We start from the raw sequence: 24,127 nt of genomic DNA, 5'->3' as shown, positions 1-24,127 counted from the left end.
GGAACCTTGCTATGTCTAATTTAGCTTGCGGTATTGTCGGACTACCAAATGTCGGCAAATCAACTCTTTTCAATGCGATTACTCGTGCTGGCGCAGAAGCTGCCAACTACCCTTTTTGTACTATTGAACCTAACGTGGGCATTGTACCCGTACCCGATAAGCGCGTTGATGATCTGGCGGAAATTGTTAAGCCCAATAAAATCCAGTATGCCACTATCGAATTTGTTGATATTGCTGGACTTGTTCGCGGAGCATCTTCTGGAGAGGGTCGCGGTAATCAGTTCTTAGAAAACATTCAACATACAGATGCCATCGTACAAGTCGTTCGCTGCTTTGACAACGATGACGTTGTTCACGTCGACGGAAAAGTTGATCCCATTTCTGATATCGAAACTATCAACCTCGAACTCGCTCTTGCTGACCTAGAAAAGGTTAATCGCAATATTGAACGTCTCGGCAAAAAAGTTCGCAGTGGCGATAAAGACGCTGTAAAAACAGTTGAAGTTCTCCAAAAAATTCAGCCAGCACTCAATGAGGGTAAAGCTATTCGCTCTGTCGACTTAAACGATGACGAAAAAAAGCTTATCAAGCACTACATGTTCATCACTGTGAAAGAGATGATCTATTGCTGTAATGTGTCAGAAGACGATCTTCCTGAAATGGAAAACGAATACGTTCAACAAGTGCGTAATTACGCAACAGCGGAAAACGCTGGTGTCGTTACTATCTGTGCTCAAATTGAACAAGAAATTGCTCAATTAGACAAAGAAGAAGCTGCAGAATTTTTAACTGATGTGGGACTTACTGAATCAGGTCTCGATAAACTCATCCACAAGAGTTTCCAAACTTTAGGTTTGAGCACCTACTTAACTGCCGGTGAAATTGAAGTTCGCGCTTGGACTATCCCCATGAATTGTCCAGCACCACAAGCTGCTGCGGTCATTCACACTGATTTTGAAAAAGGATTTATTAGAGCAGAAGTTATCGCCTTTGATGATGTTATTGAACACGGTGGTCGCCAAGGCGCTAAAGAAGCAGGTAAAGTTCGCGTCGAAGGTAAAGATTACCTCGTTCAAGATGGCGATGTCATCCTCTTTCTAACAAACACAAAATAAACTGACTTCAAGAATTTAGAAAGCATCATTTTACAAAAAAAAATGATGCTTTTTATTTTTAATGAAAAAATACTAGCATTTATTACAAATAAAAAAATAATGAATTTTGTTTAGGGATTCAATTTCCCCCCTAGATGCTTTACAAGAAACTATATATAATAGTCTTACATAAATTTCAGGAGTGCCAATGAATATCTACACCATTTTTGCCGCGAGCAATACCATTACTATAGCTTTGTCTGTTATAGCTCTACTCGTTTTACTCGTTTTAGCTTTTTTCCTCTTCTCATTCTTTAATCTCTATATACAAGCCTGGTCATCTGGCGCTTACATCAGCCCAGTGAATCTCGTCATGATGAGATTAAGAAGTATCAATCCTAAACTCATCACCATGGCCTATATTCAATCACGCCGTGCACACCTTGAAGGAATCACTGTCGATAAATTGGAAACTCACTACCTATCTGGTGGCGACGTCATAAATGTTGTCAATTCTCTGATCGCAGCTAATAATGCTGGCATTAAAATTGACTACAAAAAAGCTTGTGCAATTGACCTTGCAGGCCGCGATGTTTTCGAAGCTGTAAAAATGTCTGTTATGCCAAAAGTTATTGACTGTCCTGACCCTGCCTTTGGTCGTACCACAATTGACGCCGTTGCCAAAGACGGTATCCAACTTCGAGTCAAAGCTCGTGTCACAGTGAAAGCGAGCATTGAGAAACTCATTGGTGGCGCTGTAGAAGACACAATTATTGCACGTGTTGGTGAAGGTATTGTGACCACAATCGGTTCGGCAGCCAGTCACAAACTGGTACTAGAGAATCCTGACTCAATTTCAAAAACCGTACTCAGCAAAGGCTTAGATAGCGGAACTGCTTTTGAAATCTTATCAATTGACATTGCCGACATTGACGTCGGAGAAAACATTGGTGCTCGTCTACAAGCTGACCAAGCTGAAGCCGACAAGCGTGTTGCCCAAGCTCAAGCTGAAATGCGTCGTGCCGCTGCCGTAGCACTCGAACAAGAAATGATTGCAAAAGTACAAGAGATGCAAGCGAAAGTTGTCGAAGCTGAAGCTCAAGTTCCGGTTGCAATGTCCGCAGCTATGCGCGATGGCAACCTAGGTATTCTTGATTACTATCGCTTAGAGAACCTCAAAGCCGACACAACTATGCGTGAAATGATCGCCAAAGACGACGAAAGCGCGGAGTAATAATTATGGACGGCATTGTTGGTCTTATTATTTTTGCAGTCATAAGTTTTGTTTATAACAAAATGACGCAGAACCAAGATGCCAAACGCGCAGAAGATACCGACCTATCCGAATGGTTAGAAGAGGTTGAAAGCGCGCCACAAAACACCCCTCCAACACCACCAAATCCGCCTGAAACAAAAAAGAAAAGTACCGTAAGTGTTCCAAAAACAGAAAATATCAAAAAAAAGGTTCTTCGTAGAAATCTGTAAAACTACCGCCTTCGTTCAAACCTTTGCTCCGGCATAAAGCCACTCGCAAGCTCGTTATTTATACGGATAAAGATTTGATCTTCAGTTGCTTTACTGGCGTAATGCTTCGCCAGCGGGCAGAAACCAAAGGTTTCAAATACAAAAAACTGCTTGCACATCTCTCTTTAATTACTACAAAAAGGAGAAAACATGTCAAGCAGTCTACATCAACATACACACGGAATTATTGGATACGAGCACAAGCGCTTTGAATACAAAGGCAATGAACTGATTATTCATATATGTCGAAAAAAAAGACCTTTAACTGTTCCAAATGCAACAGTGCCGATGTGACCGCAACTGCCACAGGTATTCGTTTTATAAAATCATTACCCGTGGGCACAAAAAAGACTTTGTTTTGTGTACAAATGCATAGAGTCCGTTGTCATGATTGTGATTCATATTTAATGGAGAAGCTTTCGTTCATTTCAAGTTCTAAAAGTAGAATCACAAAAGTATTAGAAAGGCATATCATAGAGCTACGAGCGCACATGTGTATTCAAAGTTTAGCTAAATATTTCAAGCTAAATTGGCATACAGTTAAAGCGGTTGAAAAAACATATCTGAGTAAGAAATACAGTAAAGTCCCGTTGAAACATATCAGTTCTATTGGTATCGATGAAATCCATATGGGAAAACGAATTGGCGACAAAGGCTATTTGACAATTGTCCGAGATCTAAAAAGTGGGGCTACGTTATTTGTAGGCAAAGGAAAAAAGGGGGAGTGCCTAGATGGTTTTATGAAAAAACTAAAATCCAGTAAAGCGAACATTGAGTTTGTCGCTGTGGATCTAGCTCCATCTTTTACAGCATGGATTAAGGCTAATTTACCTCATTCTATAATTGTTTATGATCACTTTCATGTCATCAAACTTATGAATGAGAGGCTGAATAAAGTTCGAAGAAGAATTTCCAGAGAACTGGAAGATGAAGACAGGGGTGAAATCAAAGGCCTGAGATGGAAGTTTAACAGAAATAATGAAGACCTTGAAGAAACCGCTCAAGCTGAAATAAAACAATGTTGCAGCTTGTTTTCAGAGCTGGGTATTACATACGCTTTAAAAGAAGCGTTGAGAAGGATTTATCGTATCAAAGATTTGGTTTTCGTTGAAAATGCATTGCAATATTGGTGTGAAAAAGCTGACTGCAGTGAAGTTCCTGAACTAATTTCTATGGCAAAAACAATCCGCAAGCATGCCACGGGGATTTTAGCTTTTTGGAAAACAAAAATAACGTCGGCCATTATGGAAGGATTTAATAATAAAATCGGCTGGTTAACAAGGCAGGCATATGGTTACCGAGATGAAGAATATCTCATACTCAAAATATTTGATTTGCCTAATCTAAAAACTCGGCAGATTTTGTGAACTTTTACAGATAAGTGCGAAGAGGCAAAAAAAATATACCTTTAGAAAATAATCAGACTCCCCTGCCAGTTTTTGAAAATAATATAAACAACCTTACAGACACATACAGAACTGTTCATAAAGAAAATCTACAAACATTTAAACATCAGGATCTTACAAAACCCAAAAGGAAGAAGAGACATAGTCTCAACTGCAAAAACAAGAAAACTCTCCGCCAAGCATATATTTTAAATACTGTTTTAAGCAAAGCTAAATCGTATGAGCCTTAATATTAACACAAAAATAGCATTGACAAAAAAAAGACTTCTTTTAGATTAGGCGTCAAAATTTTCAAAACATCACAAATAGCGTAAGGAATTACCCATTGAAGACCATATTCCCTAAGGGCATCGACAAAATCAAACCTGTTATTTTTTTAACAGCTGGTTTAACTATTGTCACTATTGCACTCATAGTTAACTTCTACTTTACGGACAAAAACCTAAGTGTTGGTTACCGTCCAGAACAGCCCATCCCATTTTCACACAAACTGCACGCAGGCGAAATGGGCATGGATTGCCGTTACTGCCACATCAATGTGGAAAAATCCCCGCACGCATCAGTTCCTCACTCTGACATCTGCTGGAATTGCCACAGCAAAGTAAAAACTGATAGCCCCAAGCTTGAACTTTTAGCTAGTATTCAGAAAGACACTATTGTCAAAAAGAATATCGTCGATCACAAGTTCGACAAAAAAGCACCGAAGGTCATTGAAGAGCTAGTAGAGAACAGCAAAAAAGGTGCTGCTATTCCTTGGATCAAAATTCACAAACTTCCAGAATATGCATACTTCGATCACTCAGTACACATCCGCGCAGGCGTTAGTTGTGTTGAATGCCACGGTCGCATCGACCAAATGGAAGTTGTTAAACAAGTCAACTCACTCAGCATGGGATGGTGCCTTGATTGTCACAAGGACCACGAAAAACACATCCGCCCTGATAGCGTCAAAATAACTGACCTAGCATGGACATGGGAAAACTCCAATCTCGACAAAGAGGCTGAGCTGAAAAAAATCAAAGAAACGAAAAACCTCAACCCTCCAATTATGGGATGCAGCGCATGTCACAGATAGAATCCAATCGAGGAAAACATTACTGGCGCAGTTTAGATGAACTCGCCGAGAGCCCTGAATTTAAAGAACACTTGGAAAGAGAATTTCCGGAAGGTGCATCCGAGCTAGGATCCTTCAGTCGTCGTGGTTTTATGAAAATCATGGCTGCCAGCATGACTCTTGCTGGCGCTGGCGGACTCACAAGCTGCAGAAGACCTGAAGAAAAAATCCTCCCCTACGCAAGTGCACCAGAGGGTTTAATCCCAGGCAAAGCAAGATTCTATGCCTCAGCAATTCCACGCACAAGTGGCTCACTCGGTATTTTGGTAAAAAGTCACGAAGGTCGCCCTACTAAGATCGACGGCCTCCCTGGTCATCCTGCCAGCAATGGAAAAACTGACAAACATGCACAAGCTGATCTCCTCAGTCTTTATGACCCCTTCCGCCTTCAATATGTTAAGTATGTAGAGAATGGTAAAGTTCTTAATGGCGCTGACGAAGAACAAGGAATGACTCCTGTTTATAGAAAGCATATTAAAGATAGTTGGACGAAACTTGGCGAAGAACTCGCTAAACTCGACGACAAACTTAGCAAGAACAAAGGCGAAGGTTTCGCGATCCTCTCTCCAGCAGTTACATCTGCAAGTGAAGAATCAGTTCGTACAGAACTCAGCAAAAAATACTCAAATGCGAAATTCTTTAATTGGGAAGTACTCAATGAAGATAACGCAACTCACGCACTCAAAGTATTAACTGGCAAAAAAGCTAACGACATCCAAGCTAACTACAGCTTAACTGATGCAAAAGCAATTGTATCAGTAAATGCTGACTTCATGATGTCAGGTCGCGATTCACTCAGACTCTCAAAAGAGTTTGCTGATGCACGTCGCGTTTACGTTAAAAAAGGCGACCAAGATGCTCTAAACAAAACTGACATCAACCGTCTTTACACTGTAGAAGCCAACTTCTCTGTTACTGGATCTAACTCAGATCACCGCTACCGCCTTGCGGAAAGCGCAACATTCGAATTCATGGTCGCTTTAAGTAAAGAGCTCAGCAAACACATCAAACTCGATGCCTCTATCACAAACTTCATCGAAGGTTTTGTAAGCAAGTACGATTTTGCTAAAGATGCATTAACTACTTCGAAAACTGGTTCAGAATTCATCTCTGCAATTGCGAGTGATTTAGCTGCACTTAAAAAAGCTGGTAAGAACTCAGCAATTTTAGTTGGCGATGACCAAAGCTCTGCAGTTCAAATCTTAGGGTTACTCCTAAACGATGCACTCGGCAACCAAGGTAAAACAATCACATTTAGTGAGCGCTCTGCAAAAGTAAGTGATCACACTATTGAACAACTCAGCTCAATGATTTCTGAAAGCAAGATCGCTGACCTACTTATCCTTGGCGGCAACCCTGCTTATGATGCACCAGCTGATCTTAAATTTGCTGAGAAAATTGCTTCAATCAACACAATTCATTTAACATCTCATTTCAACGAAACTTCCATTGCTTCAAAAGTAGCTGTTCCAAAAGCTCACTTCCTTGAATACTGGGGTGACACTCGATCTGCAGATGGTACTGCTAATATCATTCAGCCACTCATTGCTCCACTTTTTGGTGCTGTAAGTGATGCCGAACTTTTAGCAAAGCTCATTCAGAGTAAGCAAACCAAGGGTATCGAACTTGTAAAAGCTACGTATAAGCTCGAAGGTCCAGCTTGGGAAAAAGCCGTTCACGACAGCACACTCCCTAACACTGCTTACAAAACAAGCACAGTAAAGTTCACAGCTAACAAAGCGATTGCGAACCTAGAAGCAGTTGAAGTATATAAGAATGGTTTCGAACTCGTTTTCAAATCAGACTACAGCCTTCTAGATGGTAGCTACAACAACAATGGTTGGATGCAAGAGTTCCCTGACCCCATCACTAAACTTACTTGGGATAACGCGGCTCTAATTAGCTACAAAACTGCTAGTGACCTTGGCGTTCAAAATGGCGACTATCTCAACATCAACGGAAAAAAGATTCCATCATGGATCGTTCCTGGTATTGCAGACAAAACCGCTGTCCTTAGCTTAGGTTACGGAAGAAGCACAACTGGACCTGTTGGTACTGGCACTGGTTTCAATGCTTATGAACTAAGAAACGCTAACTCACTTACTTGGACTAAAGCTGACATCTCTAAGGCATCTGGAAACTACGAGCTTGCATCTACTCAGGATCACTGGGCAATGGAAGGCCGTGAGTTAGTTAAAGATGACAACATCACAGACTTTAAACAAAACATTGCGATCTTTGATAACAAATTTGATCCAAACGGCGAATCTATCATCGCTGATAGAGCTGAGTGGAACAAAGAAGGTTCATATCAATGGGCTATGGTTGTCGACCTCAATGCTTGTAATGGTTGCGGTACTTGTACTATTTCATGCCAAGCTGAAAACAATATTTCAGTTGTTGGTAAAGAGCGGGTGCTTAAGGGTCGTGAGATGCATTGGATTCGCATGGACCGTTACTTCTTCAGTGGCTACGATACTGCGAAAGGCGCATTCATGCCTGATCAACTTAGAAGCGACTACGACGAGAAAGACTTACAAGTTGAAGGTGCTTATCACCAACCAATCCCATGTATGCACTGTGAAAAAGCTCCTTGCGAACTCGTTTGCCCAGTAGCTGCTACAGTTCACAATGAGGAAGGCTTGAACGACATGGCTTACAACCGTTGTATTGGTACACGTTACTGCGGTAACAACTGCCCTTACAAAGTAAGACGTTTCAATTTCTTCCAATACCAAGAAAATTTCAAAGACAAGCGCTATGAAGTACAAAAAATGGTTCACAACCCCAACGTAACAGTTCGTTCACGTGGTGTGATGGAAAAATGTACTTACTGTGTTCAGCGTATCAACGAAGCAAAAATTGATGCTAAAGTTGACAACGGTGGCAAGCTTGAAACTGACTCATTCACTGCAGCATGTGCTCAATCATGCCCAACTGAAGCTATAACTTTTGGCGATCAGAACAACGCTGAATCAAAAGTTAGCCAGATGCAAGATGAGACAAGAAACTACGTTCTCCTCCCCGAGCTTAATGCACGTCCACGTACGAGCTTCCTCGGTAGACTTAAAAACAGAAATTCTGAACTAGGATAATCAGGTTTAATTATGATTGATATGACTCTAGATCCTAACGCTGATAATCCCGCACAAAGAACTCCTCTAGTTCAAGGTGGTATGGGGTTCAAAGATGTTTCACACGCAGTTTGTGATATCTCTGAGCGTAAAACACCAAAAATTTGGTTCCTTTGCTTGGCAGCTGCTTTAAGTACGCTCGGCCTACTCAAAACATCAATCCTTTACCTCATCTGGGAAGGAACTGGTATTTGGGGCTTAAATAACCCAACATACTGGGGCTGGGCAATTGTTAACTTCGTATTCTGGGTTGGTATCGGCCACGCGGGTACACTTATTTCAGCAATTCTCTTCCTGCTTCGTCAAGATTGGCGTACGGGTGTGAACCGTTTCGCAGAAGCCATGACTCTTATGGCCGTAGCCTGCGCTGGTGTTTTCCCAGGTATTCACATTGGTCGTGTATGGGCAGCTTACTGGCTTTTCCCAATTCCGAACCAAATGACTCTGTGGCCTAACTTCCACTCACCGCTATTGTGGGACGTATTTGCCGTTTCAACTTATGCTACGGTATCACTTCTTTTCTGGTACGTTGGTCTTATTCCTGACCTTGCGACTATGCGTGACCGTGCAAAAACTAAGTACCGCAAAATTGCTTATGGTGTTCTTTCACTTGGTTGGACTGGTGCGAACAAGCACTGGCAGCGCTACGAGAAAGCTTATGCGATCCTCGCAGCACTAGCAACTCCACTCGTACTTTCAGTACACACAATCGTATCATTTGACTTCACTGTATCAAACCTTCCAGGCTGGCACACGACGATCTTCCCTCCCTACTTTGTAGCCGGTGCGGTATTCTCTGGTTTTGCCATGGTAATCACTTTGATGACTGTTGTGAGACATATCTACAAACTTGAAAACCTCATCACTATTCGCCACCTAGAAAATATGTGTAAGATCATTCTTCTAACTGGTACACTTGTAGGTTACGCTTACGCAATGGAATTCTTCATCGCTTGGTACTCTGGAGTTGAGTTTGAATCATATGCTTTCATCAACCGTGCTTTTGGTCAATATGGCTGGGCTTACTTCATTATGATTGGCTGTAACGTTATTTCACCACAGTTCTTCTGGTTCAAATGGTGTCGTACTAATGTTGTCTTCATGTTCATAATCTCAATTTTCGTAAACATCGGTATGTGGTTCGAGCGTTTCGTTATTACTATGACGCTCAATAATGACTTCTTACCTTCTAGCTGGGATTACTATTCTCCAACAATCTGGGACGTCAGTACATTTGTTGGTAGTTTTGGTCTTTTCTTCACACTACTCTTATTGTTCCTCCGCTTCTTACCTATCGTTGCAATTTCTGAAGTTAAGAATTGCATCCCAGAAGCTGATCCACATCATGGAGATCACCACTAATGTCTACTCAAGAAAAAGAATGGGGCCTCATTACTGAGTTCAAAAGCGCTAAAGATATTTATCACGCTGCTGAAAAGCTCCGCGACTCAGGCTTCAAAAAATTCGAATGCTACACACCTTTCCCAATTCACGGAATGGATGATGCCATGGGCATCAAAGCAACTAAACTTCCTTGGTTAATCCTCGCTTGCGGTTTAACTGGCTTAGCAACTGCAACCGGCTTACAGGTCATCACAAATGCTGATCTCTATCCCATGATCATTGGTGGTAAACCAAATGGTGTTGGTAGTCTCGTTGCTTTCCTTCCAGTTATGTTTGAACTTTCAGTCCTTTTCTCTGCTTTTGGTGCAGTTTTCGGAATGATCGGCATCAACGGCTTACCAAAACTTTATAACCCGGTATTCAAACACGAAGCCTTCAAGAAGGTAACTGACGATGGATTTTTCATCAGCGTTAGTGTTGATGACCCCAAGTATAACACTCAAAAAACAACTGAATTTTTAGAGAAAATCGGAGGCAAAGATGTCACTGTCATCAATGATTAAGCCACTTACACTCAGCTTAAGTATCGGTGCTTTATTCCTCGCTTCCTGTAAACCAGGTGCGGAATCTGCAAAACCACCAATCCACCCAAATCCAAACATGGATAAGCAAGAAAAATACCTTGCACTTTCAGAGAGCCCTTTCTTTGAAGACGGTCGTACTATGCGCCCAATCGTAGAAGAAACTGTTCCTTATGGTGAACTCGTACAAGACCCAGTCATTCGCGACGGTAAAACTGCTAGTGGTGACTTTGTAACGACTGCGCCTGACTACAAATCTACTGGATGGACGAAATCTTACGCAGAGTACCTCAAACGCGGGCAAGAGCGCTATGAAATCTATTGTACTCCTTGCCACGGTTCAACTGGTGACGGTCAAGGTATGGTAGCAAAGCGCGGCTTCACTGGCGTAGCGAACCTATTGCTCCCTGATTACGCAAAACTTTCTGATGGCTTACTCTATTCAGCAATCAAAAACGGAAGTAGAAGTAAAATCATGCTTCCTTACGCAGTTCAAATTCCAAATCTCTCAGATCGCTGGGCAATTGTTGAATACATGCGTGTTCTTCAAAAAGCAGCAGCAACTGAAGAATATAAATCATTAAGTTCCAAAGAGGCGAAATAATGGGACACGGTAAAAACTTCGACGAAAAAACAGTAGTCGCTCCTGGTGCTAAATGGAACAAAGCTATTGCTATTTTTGGCTTAGCTGGCATTGCATTAATTGCAATCGCTTGTTTCACACAGCCTAACAAAGCTCAGTTCATGCACTCGTACTTAACGAGCTTCATGCTTTTCTTATCCATCACTTTGGGTGCTCTTGGTTTCACCATGATCAACCACATAACACGTGCGGGTTGGTCTGTAACTATTCGCCGTGTCCAAGAAGGCTTCATGAAAAACATTTGGTTAATGGCTTTGCTTTTCTTGCCTATCCTATTTTTCGCTAATGAAATTTTCTCATGGGCAGATAGCCGTGACGGTAAAACTTTAGAAGCTGAATTGAAATTAGATACTTATCATTTCACAGATGCACATCACGGTCACGACGATCACGCTGAAGAAGTACACGATAATCATAGCCAAGACGATAAAGTTGCCGCTCCTAAAGAAGTAATCAAAAAAGAACTTGTAGCTCCAAAAGATAAAATTGGTGGTCATCCCGAAAAGAATCGTGTAAGACAAACTCAAGAAATTTCTGAAGCTCAAGATGCTGCTGAAGCACATATTGAAGGTGAAGAAGAAGAGGAAGCTCATTCTGAAGGTGCTCACGATGCACATGATGCTCACCATGCTGAAGGCGGTCGTTTTGACTTAGCACATGGACGTCATCGCGCTCACTTGGAACACTCACTTCACGTGAAGCATTCTTACTTGAATCAGAGTTCCTTTACACAACGTGCTATCATCTACTTCATCATTTGGATTGCGCTCGCTTTCTTCATGTTCAAGAAATCAACTTCACAAGATGCGGACGGTAACCCACAAACAACTATTCTTATGGGTAAAGCTTCAGCTCCTGGCCTTATGCTTTATGCTCTCTCATTAACTTTCGCTTCATTCGACTGGATGATGAGTCTAGATTATGCTTGGTTCTCGACTATCTATGGTGTTATTTATTTCGCAGGTGGCATCATGTGTATGCACGCTGCAACCGTTCTTGCTGTACGTGTTCTTCAATCAAAAGGCTACCTTCAAGGGGCAGTTGATCAAGAGCACTACCATGACCTTGGTAAGCTCATGTGGGCATTCATGATTTTCTGGACCTACACGGCTCTTTCTCAGTACCTCATTATTTGGTATGCTGACATCCCGGAAGAAACTATCTGGTTCCTCAACCGCTATAAAGAAGGTTGGCTCCCAGTAACCTATATTGTTATTGCCAGTCACTTCCTCATTCCTTTCGCTTTCTTCATGTCTCGTCACATGAAGCGTAACAAGAATATCTGCGCTTTCTTTGCAGCTTGGTTAATCATTGCGGAATTCATCTACATCTACTGGCAGGTTATGCCTACGGTGACTTTCCCAATTACCACACCTTTCAGCCCAAGCATTGCTGATGCACTTATTTTCCTCGGCATGGCTGGACTTTATGTTGCTGCTTTCCTCCTCAATCTCAAGAACCAAAACTTGATTCCAGTTCGCGATCCGCGTTTAAAAGAATCAGTTAACTTTGTTAATCTCTAAGGGGTCATTATGAGTCACGAAAGTCAATATCCACTCAAAAATGAAGTTGATGAACCAGCAATCAACGCTGTTTATGTCATCCTAATCGTTACTGCAGTTTTCATCGCTATTTCAATTATCGGCCTACGCTCCTATGAGAGCATGATCGCCGAGAAGAATCGCGAAGCAAGAGAACAAGCTCCTACAGTTGAACTCAACGAAATGCGTGAAGCTAATCAAGCAAAAATGACTATCATTGATAAAGTTTTAGCTGAACAGGGTAAAACTAAGTAATGAAACAATTCTTCACCATACTTTTCATCTGTTTTTTTGCGCTAAGTCTTAGCGCAGAAATTGATGGACCTCGCGTTGGCGTTTCTACTAATGTAGACAAAGACCCTGAGGCACTAAAAGGTGTTGGTGTAGAAGAGAATTTTGGTGCTCACTTAAATCTTGATCTCATGGTAACTAATGAGGCTGGCAAGCAAGTAGCATTGGGAACTTACTTTAAAAAAGGCCGCCCAGTAGTTATCAACATGGTTTACTACTCCTGTGGCGGCACTTGTAATGCTTTACTAACTGGTTCCTTCATGGTTCTCAATGAACTCGAATGGAAACCAGGTGAACACTTTGAAATGCTTAACATTTCTTTTGAACCTAAAGAAAACCACATCTTGGCACAAGCCAAGAAAGATAACTATCTTAAACAATATGGCATCGATGGCAATGGTATTCATTTCCTCACAACAAGCCAAGAAGTTGCTGATGAGATCACCAAGACTTTAGGCTTTAAATACAAATGGGTTCCCAGTAAAGAAAACCCTGATCAAGGTGATTATTCTCACCCTTCAGTTTCACATGTTCTAACTGAAGAAGGAAAAATATCACGTTATTTATATGGAATTTCTTTCCCTGCTCGCGACTATAAGTTCGCAATTACTGAAGCTGGAGAAGGCAAAATTGGTTCTTTCGCAGAACGAGTACTTGTTTTTTGCTTTCAGTATGATAAAGAACGGGGAAAATATGTTAGAAACGCCATGCGAGTCATGAGTCTTGGCGGATTATTAACACTCATCATTTTAGGCACTTTTTTAGGTGTACTATGGAAATCAGAATTTTTTAAGAAAAATACACAAACGGAAAAACTATGAAATTAGATAATATATTCAGATACTCTGAAGCTGCCTCTGCTCACGCGAAGGAAGTCGATAGTGTCGGATCGCTGATCAACTGGCTATCAGTTGTCTTTTTCGTCCTCATCATCGGATTGATGCTTTACTTCATGATCCGCTATCGTCGACGCAGTGAAAATGAAAAGACACCACACATCTCGCACAACCTCATTCTCGAGATTGCTTGGTCTGTTATTCCCCTAGCTATTATTTTAGTTTTCTTTGTTCGTGGTTACAAAACTTTTATCAATGTAATGCAACCAGCTCCCTATGCTCAATCAGAAGACATTTATGTAACTGGTAGCATGTGGAAATGGGATTTCGAATACACCAATGGTGGTGCAGTTTCTTCACAAGACTCCGTTAAACTTAGTCCACTCAAAATAGCTAAAGCACAAAGAAAAGCATTACAAAAAAAATCTACTCCTGAACAGGGCGATGATCAAAAAATTGTAGCTTTAGATAAGAGAATCACTGAATTAGAAAGTGATCCAAAGTTTAATAATCTTAGTTACTTTAGTAAAAATCAGGATTTATTTAGCAAAGACGGCAAATCTATTTTAAGTCCAAAGGTTTTGACCGTTCCTATTAATACACCTATTCGATTAGTAGTCACCTCAAAAGATGTTCTACACTCATTTGCGATTCCCGCAATGCGTGTAAAAAGAGATGCCGTTCCGGGTCAAAAGAGAGAGTTTATGTTCACTCCTATTAAAGAGGGTGTGTACTACTACACTTGTAATGAAATGTGTGGTACTGACCACGCTTTCATGGTCGGTTGGATGAACGTTGTTTCTAAAGAAGAATATGCAAAATTCAAAGAGTCAATCAAACCAAAAGAAGGTGGAACTCCTGCTGAAATTGGCGAACGCCTCTGGGAAAGAAACTGTAAATCATGTCACGCTATCGATCCTAAGGCACCAAAAGGGATTGGTCCAAACTGGTGGAACCTCTGGGGTAGTGAAAGAACTTTTACTGATGGAACTAAAGCTATAGCAGATCACCAATACCTTAGTGACTCTATTAATGATCCAGCTAAACAAATTGTACCTGGCTACGCTGTTCCAATGCCTGCACAGGGTTTAAATGAAGTTCAAATTAAGAACCTCATAGAATTTATTAAAACATTATCAGACAAGCCTTCAGAAGAGAAATCTGAAGAAGCTGCGAAATAGGAGTCTATAATGAGTACAACTACACAAAACGACGTCAATTTTTACCAGGCCAAAAAAGGCATTATGTCTTGGGTCTACACTATCGACCACAAACGCATTGGTATCATGTACCTTATTGCATCTTCACTAGCGCTTTTCGCTGGTGGTGCATTTGCTCTTATGATCCGTGCTCAGCTGGCGACACCAGGTGGTATGCTTCCAATGACTCCGGAATACAAAGACACATATAACATGTGGTTCACACTTCACGGTGTGATCATGGTATTCCTCTTCATTATTCCTGCGATTCCCGCAGCTCTAGGTAACTTCATCCTCCCGCTCATGGTTGGGGCCAAGGATGTAGCCTTCCCGAAAATGAACCTTGCGAGTTTTTACCTTTACGTAATCGGTGCAGCTATCGCGCTTTATGGTATTGTTGGTGGCGAAAGCCCATTAACAACTGGTTGGACTTTCTACCTACCTTATTCTAAAGAAACGGCAGGTGCGGTTATCACCATGACCTTTGCCGCCTTTGTCTTAGGTTTCTCCTCCATATTTACTGGTATCAACTTTATTGTAACGATTCACAAACTACGTGCTCCTGGAATGAGCTGGTATAAAATGCCTCTTTTATTATGGGCTCTTTATGCAACTTCTATCCTTCAGGTTCTTGCTACTCCAGTTCTTGGTATCACTCTCCTTCTTCTCATCGCAGAAAGAACTCTCCAAGTTGGTATTTTCGATCCAGCCTTAGGTGGTGACCCAGTACTTTTCCAGCACTTCTTCTGGTTCTACTCTCACCCTGCTGTATATATCATGATCCTACCTGGCATGGGTATTATCTCTGAAGTTATCTCTTGTTTCTCAAGAAAAGTCATCTTCGGTTATAAAGCTATTGCTAACTCTTCAATCGCTATTGCGGTAATCTCTTTCTTAGTATGGGGTCACCACATGTTCCTTTCAGGTCAATCAGTATACGCTGGCTTAGTCTTCTCTTTCTTGACTTTCCTCGTTGCGATTCCTTCTGCGATTAAAGTATTTAACTGGGTTGCAACTCTGCACAGAGGTTCAATTACTTTTGAAACGCCCATGTGCTACGCTCTTTCTTTCCTATTCCTTTTCACCATCGGTGGCTTAACTGGCTTACCTCTTGCAACTCTTTCAACTGACATTGTTCTACACGATACTTACTATGTAGTTGCTCACTTCCACTATGTAATGTTTGGTGGTACAGTAATTGCCTTCTTCTCTGGTCTTCACTTCTACTGGCCAAAAATGGTTGGTAAAATGTACAATGAAACAGTCGGTAAAATTGCATGTATTATTGTTTTCATCGGTTTTAACGTAACTTTCTTCTCTCAGTTCTTCCTCGGTTACACTGGTATGCCACGTCGTTACTTTACATATGATTCAAGTAATGAACTCTGGAGCCAAATGCATGGTTTCAGTTCTATCGGCGCCTTCATTCTTGGTTTTGGTGTTCTCATCCTTTTTGCTAACCTTATTGCTTCACTCTTCAGTGACCGTAAGGCTCCTAACAATCCTTGGGGTGCGACAACTATGGACTGGGAAACTCAGTCACCACCTGTCCTCGAAAACTTCTCTGAGGATGTTCCCGTAATGAAAAAAGCTCCCTACGAGTACGAATAATAAAGGACTATAAGATGAGCTCTAAGGTAGATACAAATAAATTTATCCCTCGTTTCGTTTCGCATCACTTTTCGAATGCGGATCAAGAATTCGAATCATGCAAACTTGGCATGTGGTTATTTCTCCTCACGGAATTCATGCTCTTTGGCGGCATTTTTGTTGCCTATGTAGTTTTCCGTACTTGGTACCCAGAAACATTTGAAAGTGGCGCAGAAAAGCTCGACTGGAAAATGGGTGCTGTGAATACAGTTATTCTGATTACTTCTTCGGTGACGATGGCCGTTGCAATAAGAGAAGTTCAACTCAACCGCAAAGGTAGAGCTCTCGCTCTACTTCTCTTCACAGTTCTTTGTGGCATGGGCTTCCTAGTGGTGAAATACTTCGAGTATAACCACAAATTTGAACTCGGTATTTTCCCTGGTGATTTCTTCTCCTTCATGGGTGATCACATGAGTAATGAGCATCTCTATTTCAGTATTTACTTCATGGCAACTGCAACTCACGTACTTCACGTGATCCTCGGTCTTCTTGCGATCCTTTGGGTTTCTTGGAGAACTGCAAAAGGTGAATTCTACGAAGCTTATTACACACCAGTTGAAATGGTTGGCCTATACTGGCACTTGGTCGACTTGATCTGGATTTTCCTCTTCCCATTACTTTATCTTACTAAATAAGGATACGAATTATGAGCGACCATCACGGACCCGAAAGTGACCATCACCCGCACGTACTTCCTATGACTATGTACATTGCGGTTGGCACAGCCCTTTTTGTCCTTACTGCACTCACTGTATGGACGGCTAAGTTCATGCCTGAAATGATTTTTCACTTCACGAAAATGCAAGTTACTCCCACAATCGCAATCATCATTGCTTTGATCATTGCCTTCACTAAAGCTGCTTTAGTTTGTGGTTTCTTTATGCATTTACATTATGATAAGCCTTTAAATAGAGCGACTTTCCTTTCAGGGATTTTCTTCTTATCTCTATTTTTCCTTTTCACTTTAGCTGACACCTTAACTCGCGATGATAAAGTTTATCTTCGTGAAGGCATGCCAGAGAGTTTCAAAACTTTAACTGAAATCCCTCACAAGCCACACATGGTTAAAGCTATGGCTGGCTATTGTCACCACGGTGTAAAAACAGATGACAAAGTTCATCCTTGTCACTACTGCACAACTGGTCATGAAGATTTCAAAGAATCTGACACTACAGTTGAAGCTACACCTGAGGCTAAAGCAGCCGAATAATTATCAGTGACAGATAATCTTACAGATAAAGCAGGGGAGCAATCGCTCCCCTCTTCTGCTTATAAACGTGGCACAGGCTTAAAACTTATTTTTGCCCTCATCGCAATCTCTGCTTTAACCCCAATAATCACTATTGCCATCAATAGAGTGAATCCCGCAAAATTCACTACTGTGCAAGCACCCACTCCTGACCAAACCTTAGTTCAGGTCACATGGATGGATGAACCTCGTGTCGATTTACAGCACGTTTTAATTTTTCCTTATGCTCCACCTTCTGACGAAATTAATATTACTACCGGTCATGACGTTGCCTCACCAAGTGGTTTCTTAGGCTTTTTCATTCGCCCAAGAGTTATTTATTATAACAATATTGAATTAACTCACCATCAACGTAAAGGTAAAAAACATAAGAAGCTCATGCGCTTTTGGTTTTTACTCACCTTACATGATGAGCGCGGTCAATATGGCAAAGCATTCCCCATCATCCCCCCCGCTGACCTCTATGATCAATGGCAGAGTAAGGATAAACTTGCAGAAACTGAATTATGGAAATCATTCCTAGAACCTGAATTAGCTAAATTCAGAGAGCGCGTTAGCAAGGGACACATTGATAAATCTCGTCCCGTAAACACCTCAAAGATGTACTAAGTCCATACTTAGACTCAACGACCTTCCCCTTTAGAATTTGCATCTCTTGATTAATTGAGTTAGACTCAATGGATTAATTAAACGGAGTTTTTATGAAAAAGCGCAATCTTTCACTTACCGAGATGCTTATCGTCGTCGGCATTATTATACTTTTATTTACTATTGGTGTTCCCGCAGTCATCAAAGGCATGCAGCGTGGCGAACTTACTGAATGCAAAGGAAATTTAAGCCAACTAGCCAAAGCGGTTGCTGTCTACGTAAAAGATAATAAAAATTACTTCCCCTATCAAGAAGGCAATGCATGGGTTGCTAATGCAAATGACCCCATTTCTGAATATATTGGTGGTAGTTATGACAATGCTAATACATGCCCCAGTAACCCCGATGAAGATGAGTCCTATCGTGCATCTGCTACATCCTCCATCACTACCGATTTAAATACTGATGGTAACAAAGGCTTAAAATCTTCAAAAGTTAAACGTCCCGCAACGATGAGTCTTTTTGTTTCTAAAGAAGTTTATAATCAAGGATCGATCACAGAACAGTGGCACGAAAAGGATAACACTTACCCTTTCGTAAATGTTGGAGGTTCAGTTATATCACTCACTTTCACAAGTGCTGACTTATCTAATGCAAACAAAGCGAATCGCTATGATTTCAAAAATGACTAATACTTACTAATCATTTATTAATGAAAGGCTCCTATCTTGGAGCCTTTTTTGTTTATTGCTGTCATCGTTAAGCTTTCTCATTCGTATGACTAAGTAAACCATACAAAGGAACTCATCAATGAAACTTTTCTTCACCTTAATTTATCTCAGTAGTTTTGCGATATTCGCAAATTCTCAACCAAATATCATTTTAATTTTTGCTGATGATATGGGCTACGAAGACGTTGGCTATCACGGTAACAAACGCATCCTTACACCACATATTGATTCAATTGCCAAAGAAGGCGTGCAATTTAGTCAAGGCTACGTCAGCGCCTCTGTATGCGGGCCTTCAAGAGCAGGACTTCTTACCGGTGTTTATCAACAGCGCTTTGGCTGTGGCGAAAACCCCAATGGTTCTGGTTATCCCAACAACATGAAATACCCTATGGCAGGTCTGCCCAAAAGTCAATCGATGATTTCCGAAGAACTGAAGGCCTTAGGCTATACCAATGGCATGATTGGTAAATGGCATATGGGCTTTGACATGAGTTTGCGTCCCAATCAGCGGGGTTATGATTTCTTTTATGGCTTCATCAATGGCTCACACGATTATACCGAATGGACACAAGAATTTGCTCAGAGCAAATCTCGTTGGCCAATCTTTCGCAATGAAGAAATGGAACCCGCTAATAAGGCTACCTATCTGCCCGTGTTTAAAGAGAAAGGTGTAAAAGTTGTCGACAAGAATTATTTGACTGACCTATTCACTGATGAAGCTGTCAGCTTTATTGATCGCAATGTAGAAAAGCCCTTCTTCCTCTACCTGGCTTATAATGCCGTTCACCACCCGTGGCAAACAACTCAACATGCCCTCGACAAAACCAATCACCTAAAAGATGATAAGAATTATCATGTTTTTGCCTCCATGGTTTATGCAATGGATGAAGGCATTGGTAAAATCATGAAAAAACTCGATGACAAAGGAATTGCAGATAATACCATCCTTATATTTTTAACTGATAATGGCTCACCACAAGGCCAAGGAATTGATCATGCTAAAAAAGATCCCAATCGTCATCGTGGTGGCTTCACTATGTCATCTACAGGTATTTTCCATGGTTATAAAGGTGACACTTATGAAGGAGGAATCCGAGTTCCTTTCTGTATGAAGTGGCCTGGAAAAATTACCCCCAACACAAAATATGAACTCCCCGTCTCATCTTTAGACCTTCAACCAACTTTAGTTAAAGCTGCTGGAGGCAATAACCAAAAACCACTCAAAGGCTTTGAATACGATGGTGTCGACATCCTTCCTTACATTAATGGCAAGAAAGGAGACAAGGCGCCACATCGCACACTCTTCTGGCGTCGCGATACCGACTATGCCATTCGCAAAGGAGATTGGAAATTGCAGTGGAACGATGCCCATGGTCCGCTAACTATAACTTTGTTTAATATTAAGGATGATCCTGCAGAGCGAAAAAACCTCGTGAAACAGCACCCAGAACTTGCTCAACAACTACAGAACGAATTTGATGCTTGGGATAATAACTTACCTGATAATGAATGGTGGGGTGGCCCATGGAATCGATTAAGACATATGAATACAGAAGAAGTTAATGTCGCAAAATTCAATCAGAATCCACCAACAGCTCAAACGGCTAGAAGAAAGGTACGTAAATAAGTTAGCTCCCCTCAATGATTCCAAAGCTTATGATCAGTTCTTGATTTATTAACTGAGCAAAAAGTGCTCAATTAATAAATCACTTAACTTTCCTAGTTCATTTTCAGAATTATTGTCTACTTAAAATTTAAGCGAGACTATGCAAGAACTTTGGAATAGTATTAATAACTGGCTCAGCGAGCACATCCTAACGATCACTATAGCCCAGATCACTGGGCTATTAGTTGTTTATGGCGATCTCTTATCTAGAAAAATGAGTAAACTGCTGCGCAGGCAATCTTTTTTCCTTCGCCTGAGCGGCTTTATTGGCATAAATGCCTTTTTAATTGGTTTCCTCACAATCTTTTGTGCCAAACTGATTTCATTGCTCTATTTGCGTATTCCGCAAAACTATTTATTACTGACAATCTTTTCTGGCTTTGTTCTAGTTGGCATCATTGCCGAACGCCATAAACATCTTTAACTTAAAATAAATGAAGTTGCATTACACGTAGATTATAATAATTGTACTTCAATAAAACGAAACTAAGGACGATTTTGAATAAGTTATTTTCTGATTTTGAGACCATTTGGAATATGGATTTACCCGTTGTCGAAGAACCTAACCAACGCCGTGGCGGCTGGAGTGGAGTCTACATCTACGACCATCAAAATGAAGATAAGAGCATCGAAAGGTTTTTCGTTAAAAGACAAGAAAATCACTACAAAAAAACCTTACTAAACCCCATCAAAGGGCGTTTAACTTTTGACTTAGAGTATATAAACATCCAAAAATTTCAGTCTAGGAATGTCCCCGTTGTTGAAGCAGTTTTTTTCGAACAACGTAAATCCCAAGGTAAAGACCAAGCCATTTTAATCACCAAAGACCTAAAGGGTTACACTCCATTAGAAGACCTGCTTAAAAGTTCATCAGAAAGCGAATTTGATGCACTTCTATCTAAAAGTGGGGAACTCATTCGCAAAATGCATGATGCTGGTTTAGTCCATCGCTGCCTGCACCCCAAACACCTTTTCTTAAAAAAAGTTGGCTCAAGTTATGAGGGTGCTTTCATTGACTTAGAAAAAGTGCGCGAGGCTTCATTTAACTCAAATTCCAAACGCGATGACTTAAGGCGCCTACTCAAATTGAGAAACATTGACCGTACAAGTTTAATTACTCCCCTAGTGAAAGGCTATGACCTAGCGACTGATGCAAGTAAGAAATTAGCAGATTATCTCTTAAAGAATCCCTGACTTATTTCCACGCCATCATACAAGAGAAGTTCAGCCAATTAGCAATGATTGCTGATCCCGCAAACCCTGCTTCTCCAAGAGCTTTTTTATGCCAGGTATGTGAGTCAGGTACTAAGACATTCTCTAATGCTTTGCGCTTGTTGGCAATTTCACTATCTGCATAGCCATTGAACTGTTTGTACTCATCATATAATTTTGTCACTAAATCATCGAGTTTATCAGGTAAATCTGTCGCTATTTTCTCAGAAAATACAAAGACTCCGCCCTCAGGAAGCGCATCGGCAATTTTCTTTAGAATCGCCGGACGTTCTTCTCTTGGGATAAATTGCAGAGTGAAATTCATAATGACTACAGAGGCATCACTCAAATCGGCTTGCTGAGCATTTTCTTGTTTGAGAATAAAATTATCGTAAGCCGCCACTTTATCTTTTGCCTTCGCCAACATATCGGGAGAAGGGTCACAGCCCACTAGTTCAAGCTTTTTATTCCCGCGATATTTATTCACTTCCAATAAAGTACTCGCCGTTGAACAGCCTAAATCGTAAACTCGGGTCCCCTCAATTGCGGCATCCGCAGCAAAGCGAGCACACAAACGCGTAATCTCTGGGTACATAGGCACTGAACGAGTCACCATATCATCAAAGACATCTGCAACTTCTTTATTAAATCGAAAACCGCCTTTTGCAGCCGGTTTTAAAAAAACTTCATCTTGCATTAAGTCGTCCAATTTGCATCAAAAACAAAACTTGCAGGCCCCGACATATAGACAAGACTATCACGACCTTCCCATTCAATTTTCAGATCGCCTCCTTTTAAAGAAACTGTCATGGGACTCTTTGCAATGCCATGTAAAATACTCGCTACGCCCACCGCACATGCTCCAGAGCCACAAGCTAAAGTTTCTCCAGAACCCCTTTCCCAAACTCGCATTTTCACATGATGATCATCAATGACTTTAACAAATTCTATATTGGCACGGTTTTTGAACACTTCATGATGCTCGAACAAAGGACCAATTTTTTTTAAGTCCAATAAATCGACTTCATCGACATAGGTCACAGCATGAGGATTGCCTATAGAGACCCCCGTCATTGGAAAAGTAAATTGCTCCGCACTCAAAGGAGTACCAAATAGAGGCTGTTCACTATTTATACCCACATCTTCAATTTTCGTAGAAGGTATAGCAACCGCGATGCGCACATCACCTGAATCTAAAACTCTTGCAGTCGAAAGCCCCGTCATCGTTTCGATTTTCACTTCATCGCTTTCGACTAAATTTTCTCTCTTTGCATATACCGTTGCACAGCGAAGCGCATTACCACACATTTCCACTTTAGAGCCATCCGCATTGAGGATATCCATACGTAAATCGGCTTCGTTCGATTTTGCAGGACCTAAAATAATAAACTGATCTGCACCCACTGCAAAACGCCGAGTGCACATTGTTCTTGCCAAGGAAGATAAATCTGTAGGCAGAGTCTCCTTGAAGCTATTAACAACTATGAAGTCATTACCACAGCCATGCATTTTTGTAAACGAAAATGAACTCATCATTATTTTCCTATTAAATTTTTTCTTATTTTCATCTAAACTTAAGCCCGAAAGAGATATTTTCAAAAGCGGGAATATACTATAGAAATTTTGCAAACTTATTACGGAGTCCTTCATGCTTTTTTCTTCCCTTTTTTGTGCAGCAGAGACCGCACAAAACTCTAGCAGTTTCAAAGAGATCCTTTCACAAGGAGGATTTGTCCTACTCGTTCTTGTTGCCTTATCCCTTTTCCTCATTGCGCTTGTTGCACTCTTATTCATGACTTTGCGTGAACAAGTTTTAATCCCCAACAATTTCATCAATGAAGCCGCCACTCTAACTGAAAAAGGCGACATGGAAGCGCTCTCACAACTCTGCAAAGGTTCACAAAGCCCCGCTGGAGCCATCATTGGAGCTGCAGCTGAACAAATGCATGCCGACACTGACTCAAGCTATGATATGATTAAAGATGCCGCTGAAAGTGAAGGTTCTCATCAGATTGGTATCATTCATCACAAACTTTCTTACGTGAGTGACATTGCTAAAATTGCTCCCATGATTGGACTACTCGGTACTGTACTCGGTATGATGCAAGCATTCTCGGGTTTAAAACAAGATTTTGGTGCCGTTAAACCAATTGCTTTAGCAGATGGTATTGCTCAAGCTATGGTGACAACCGCCGCCGGCCTCATTGTTGGTTTAATCGCTATGTTTTGTCATTCTCTACTGCGCCAACGCGCTGGTCACCTTACAGATATTCTTGAACAAAAAAGTGCTAGAGTTTTACGCCGCTTCATGAAAAAGGCTTAGA

The 24,127-nt window shown here is 41.1% G+C and carries 25 protein-coding genes; 23 read left to right on the top strand and 2 right to left on the bottom strand.

The features are described from left to right. Positions 1 to 11 precede the first annotated feature (11 nt). The 22 genes from ychF (at position 12) to PQO01_RS11995 (ending at position 21,785) form a co-directional block, all read left to right on the top strand. Positions 12 to 1,115 carry a redox-regulated ATPase YchF gene (ychF, locus tag PQO01_RS12100; protein ID WP_274314290.1) on the top strand — a complete coding sequence of 368 codons (1,104 nt, stop codon included), beginning with the start codon at positions 12 to 14 and terminating at the stop codon, positions 1,113 to 1,115. Positions 1,116 to 1,302: 187 nt separating this feature from the next. Continuing rightward, complete coding sequence (gene floA, locus PQO01_RS12095) at positions 1,303 to 2,328, top strand: flotillin-like protein FloA (protein WP_274314289.1); 1,026 nt, start codon at positions 1,303 to 1,305, stop codon at positions 2,326 to 2,328. Between the two features lie 5 nt (positions 2,329 to 2,333). Further along, a complete protein-coding gene (locus PQO01_RS12090) occupies positions 2,334 to 2,579 on the top strand; it encodes a hypothetical protein (RefSeq protein ID WP_274314288.1) in 246 nt (81 codons plus the stop codon). Between the two features lie 189 nt (positions 2,580 to 2,768). Further along, a complete protein-coding gene (locus tag PQO01_RS12085; protein ID WP_274312490.1) occupies positions 2,769 to 2,912 on the top strand; it encodes a hypothetical protein in 144 nt (47 codons plus the stop codon). Continuing rightward, entirely contained in the window at positions 2,861 to 3,985 is a 1,125-nt protein-coding gene (locus PQO01_RS12080) for an ISL3 family transposase (protein ID WP_274312489.1), read from the top strand. The genes PQO01_RS12085 and PQO01_RS12080 overlap by 52 nt, the downstream gene beginning before the upstream one ends. Positions 3,986 to 4,349: 364 nt before the next feature. Beyond that, entirely contained in the window at positions 4,350 to 5,099 is a 750-nt protein-coding gene (locus PQO01_RS12075) for a cytochrome c3 family protein (RefSeq protein ID WP_274314287.1), read from the top strand. Beyond that, positions 5,087 to 8,233, top strand: coding sequence for a TAT-variant-translocated molybdopterin oxidoreductase (locus PQO01_RS12070; RefSeq protein ID WP_274314286.1), 3,147 nt, complete (start codon positions 5,087 to 5,089; stop codon positions 8,231 to 8,233). Before PQO01_RS12075 ends, PQO01_RS12070 begins: the two co-directional genes overlap by 13 nt. A gap of 12 nt (positions 8,234 to 8,245) precedes the next feature. Beyond that, the gene (gene nrfD / locus PQO01_RS12065) at positions 8,246 to 9,634 is read left to right on the top strand and encodes an NrfD/PsrC family molybdoenzyme membrane anchor subunit (protein WP_274314285.1); all 1,389 of its coding nucleotides are present in this window, start codon (positions 8,246 to 8,248) and stop codon (positions 9,632 to 9,634) included. Next, positions 9,634 to 10,179: a DUF3341 domain-containing protein gene (locus tag PQO01_RS12060; protein ID WP_274314284.1), complete on the top strand. Its 546-nt coding sequence runs from the start codon at positions 9,634 to 9,636 to the stop codon at positions 10,177 to 10,179. Before nrfD ends, PQO01_RS12060 begins: the two co-directional genes overlap by 1 nt. Continuing rightward, positions 10,157 to 10,801 (top strand): c-type cytochrome, encoded by a 645-nt coding sequence (locus PQO01_RS12055; protein ID WP_274314283.1) that lies wholly within the window; start codon positions 10,157 to 10,159, stop codon positions 10,799 to 10,801. Before PQO01_RS12060 ends, PQO01_RS12055 begins: the two co-directional genes overlap by 23 nt. Then, complete coding sequence (locus PQO01_RS12050) at positions 10,801 to 12,363, top strand: hypothetical protein (RefSeq protein WP_274314282.1); 1,563 nt, start codon at positions 10,801 to 10,803, stop codon at positions 12,361 to 12,363. Before PQO01_RS12055 ends, PQO01_RS12050 begins: the two co-directional genes overlap by 1 nt. 9 nt (positions 12,364 to 12,372) lie before the next feature. Further along, the gene (locus tag PQO01_RS12045) at positions 12,373 to 12,636 is read left to right on the top strand and encodes a hypothetical protein (protein ID WP_274314281.1); all 264 of its coding nucleotides are present in this window, start codon (positions 12,373 to 12,375) and stop codon (positions 12,634 to 12,636) included. Further along, complete coding sequence (locus PQO01_RS12040; RefSeq protein WP_274314280.1) at positions 12,636 to 13,493, top strand: SCO family protein; 858 nt, start codon at positions 12,636 to 12,638, stop codon at positions 13,491 to 13,493. Before PQO01_RS12045 ends, PQO01_RS12040 begins: the two co-directional genes overlap by 1 nt. Further along, positions 13,490 to 14,689: a cytochrome c oxidase subunit II gene (gene coxB, locus PQO01_RS12035; RefSeq protein WP_274314279.1), complete on the top strand. Its 1,200-nt coding sequence runs from the start codon at positions 13,490 to 13,492 to the stop codon at positions 14,687 to 14,689. The genes PQO01_RS12040 and coxB overlap by 4 nt, the downstream gene beginning before the upstream one ends. 9 nt (positions 14,690 to 14,698) lie before the next feature. After that, on the top strand, positions 14,699 to 16,318 hold the full coding sequence (locus PQO01_RS12030; RefSeq protein ID WP_274314278.1) for a cytochrome c oxidase subunit I: 1,620 nt from the start codon (positions 14,699 to 14,701) through the stop codon (positions 16,316 to 16,318). A gap of 14 nt (positions 16,319 to 16,332) precedes the next feature. Beyond that, positions 16,333 to 16,992, top strand: coding sequence for a cytochrome c oxidase subunit 3 family protein (locus PQO01_RS12025; RefSeq protein ID WP_274314277.1), 660 nt, complete (start codon positions 16,333 to 16,335; stop codon positions 16,990 to 16,992). A gap of 11 nt (positions 16,993 to 17,003) precedes the next feature. Then, complete coding sequence (locus PQO01_RS12020) at positions 17,004 to 17,567, top strand: cytochrome C oxidase subunit IV family protein (protein ID WP_274314276.1); 564 nt, start codon at positions 17,004 to 17,006, stop codon at positions 17,565 to 17,567. Positions 17,568 to 17,573: 6 nt separating this feature from the next. Then, positions 17,574 to 18,215, top strand: coding sequence for a hypothetical protein (locus PQO01_RS12015; protein WP_274314275.1), 642 nt, complete (start codon positions 17,574 to 17,576; stop codon positions 18,213 to 18,215). Positions 18,216 to 18,307: 92 nt separating this feature from the next. Next, the gene (locus PQO01_RS12010; protein ID WP_274314274.1) at positions 18,308 to 18,886 is read left to right on the top strand and encodes a type II secretion system protein; all 579 of its coding nucleotides are present in this window, start codon (positions 18,308 to 18,310) and stop codon (positions 18,884 to 18,886) included. A 118-nt stretch (positions 18,887 to 19,004) separates the two neighbouring features. Then, the gene (locus PQO01_RS12005; protein ID WP_274314273.1) at positions 19,005 to 20,552 is read left to right on the top strand and encodes a sulfatase-like hydrolase/transferase; all 1,548 of its coding nucleotides are present in this window, start codon (positions 19,005 to 19,007) and stop codon (positions 20,550 to 20,552) included. A 139-nt stretch (positions 20,553 to 20,691) separates the two neighbouring features. Next, positions 20,692 to 21,015, top strand: coding sequence for a DUF3392 family protein (locus PQO01_RS12000; protein ID WP_274314272.1), 324 nt, complete (start codon positions 20,692 to 20,694; stop codon positions 21,013 to 21,015). A 74-nt stretch (positions 21,016 to 21,089) separates the two neighbouring features. After that, positions 21,090 to 21,785: a lipopolysaccharide kinase InaA family protein gene (locus PQO01_RS11995; RefSeq protein WP_274314271.1), complete on the top strand. Its 696-nt coding sequence runs from the start codon at positions 21,090 to 21,092 to the stop codon at positions 21,783 to 21,785. A gap of 1 nt (position 21,786) precedes the next feature. On the opposite strand, the gene cmoA is transcribed toward PQO01_RS11995, so the two are convergent. Both cmoA and dapF read right to left on the bottom strand, forming a co-directional pair. After that, positions 21,787 to 22,500 (bottom strand): carboxy-S-adenosyl-L-methionine synthase CmoA, encoded by a 714-nt coding sequence (gene cmoA / locus PQO01_RS11990; RefSeq protein ID WP_274314270.1) that lies wholly within the window; start codon positions 22,498 to 22,500, stop codon positions 21,787 to 21,789. Continuing rightward, a complete protein-coding gene (gene dapF / locus PQO01_RS11985; protein ID WP_274314269.1) occupies positions 22,500 to 23,339 on the bottom strand; it encodes a diaminopimelate epimerase in 840 nt (279 codons plus the stop codon). The genes cmoA and dapF overlap by 1 nt, the downstream gene beginning before the upstream one ends. Before the next feature lie 112 nt (positions 23,340 to 23,451). On the opposite strand from dapF, the gene PQO01_RS11980 reads away from it, so the two are divergent. Then, positions 23,452 to 24,126: a MotA/TolQ/ExbB proton channel family protein gene (locus PQO01_RS11980; RefSeq protein WP_274314268.1), complete on the top strand. Its 675-nt coding sequence runs from the start codon at positions 23,452 to 23,454 to the stop codon at positions 24,124 to 24,126. Position 24,127: the final 1 nt, after the last annotated feature.

Origin of the sequence: Lentisphaera marina, assembly GCF_028745505.1 — a bacterium.
Taxonomy (GTDB): domain Bacteria; phylum Verrucomicrobiota; class Lentisphaeria; order Lentisphaerales; family Lentisphaeraceae; genus Lentisphaera; species Lentisphaera marina.
Note: the sequence above shows the minus strand (reverse complement) of the source record. Positions and strands in the feature narration are given on the sequence as shown.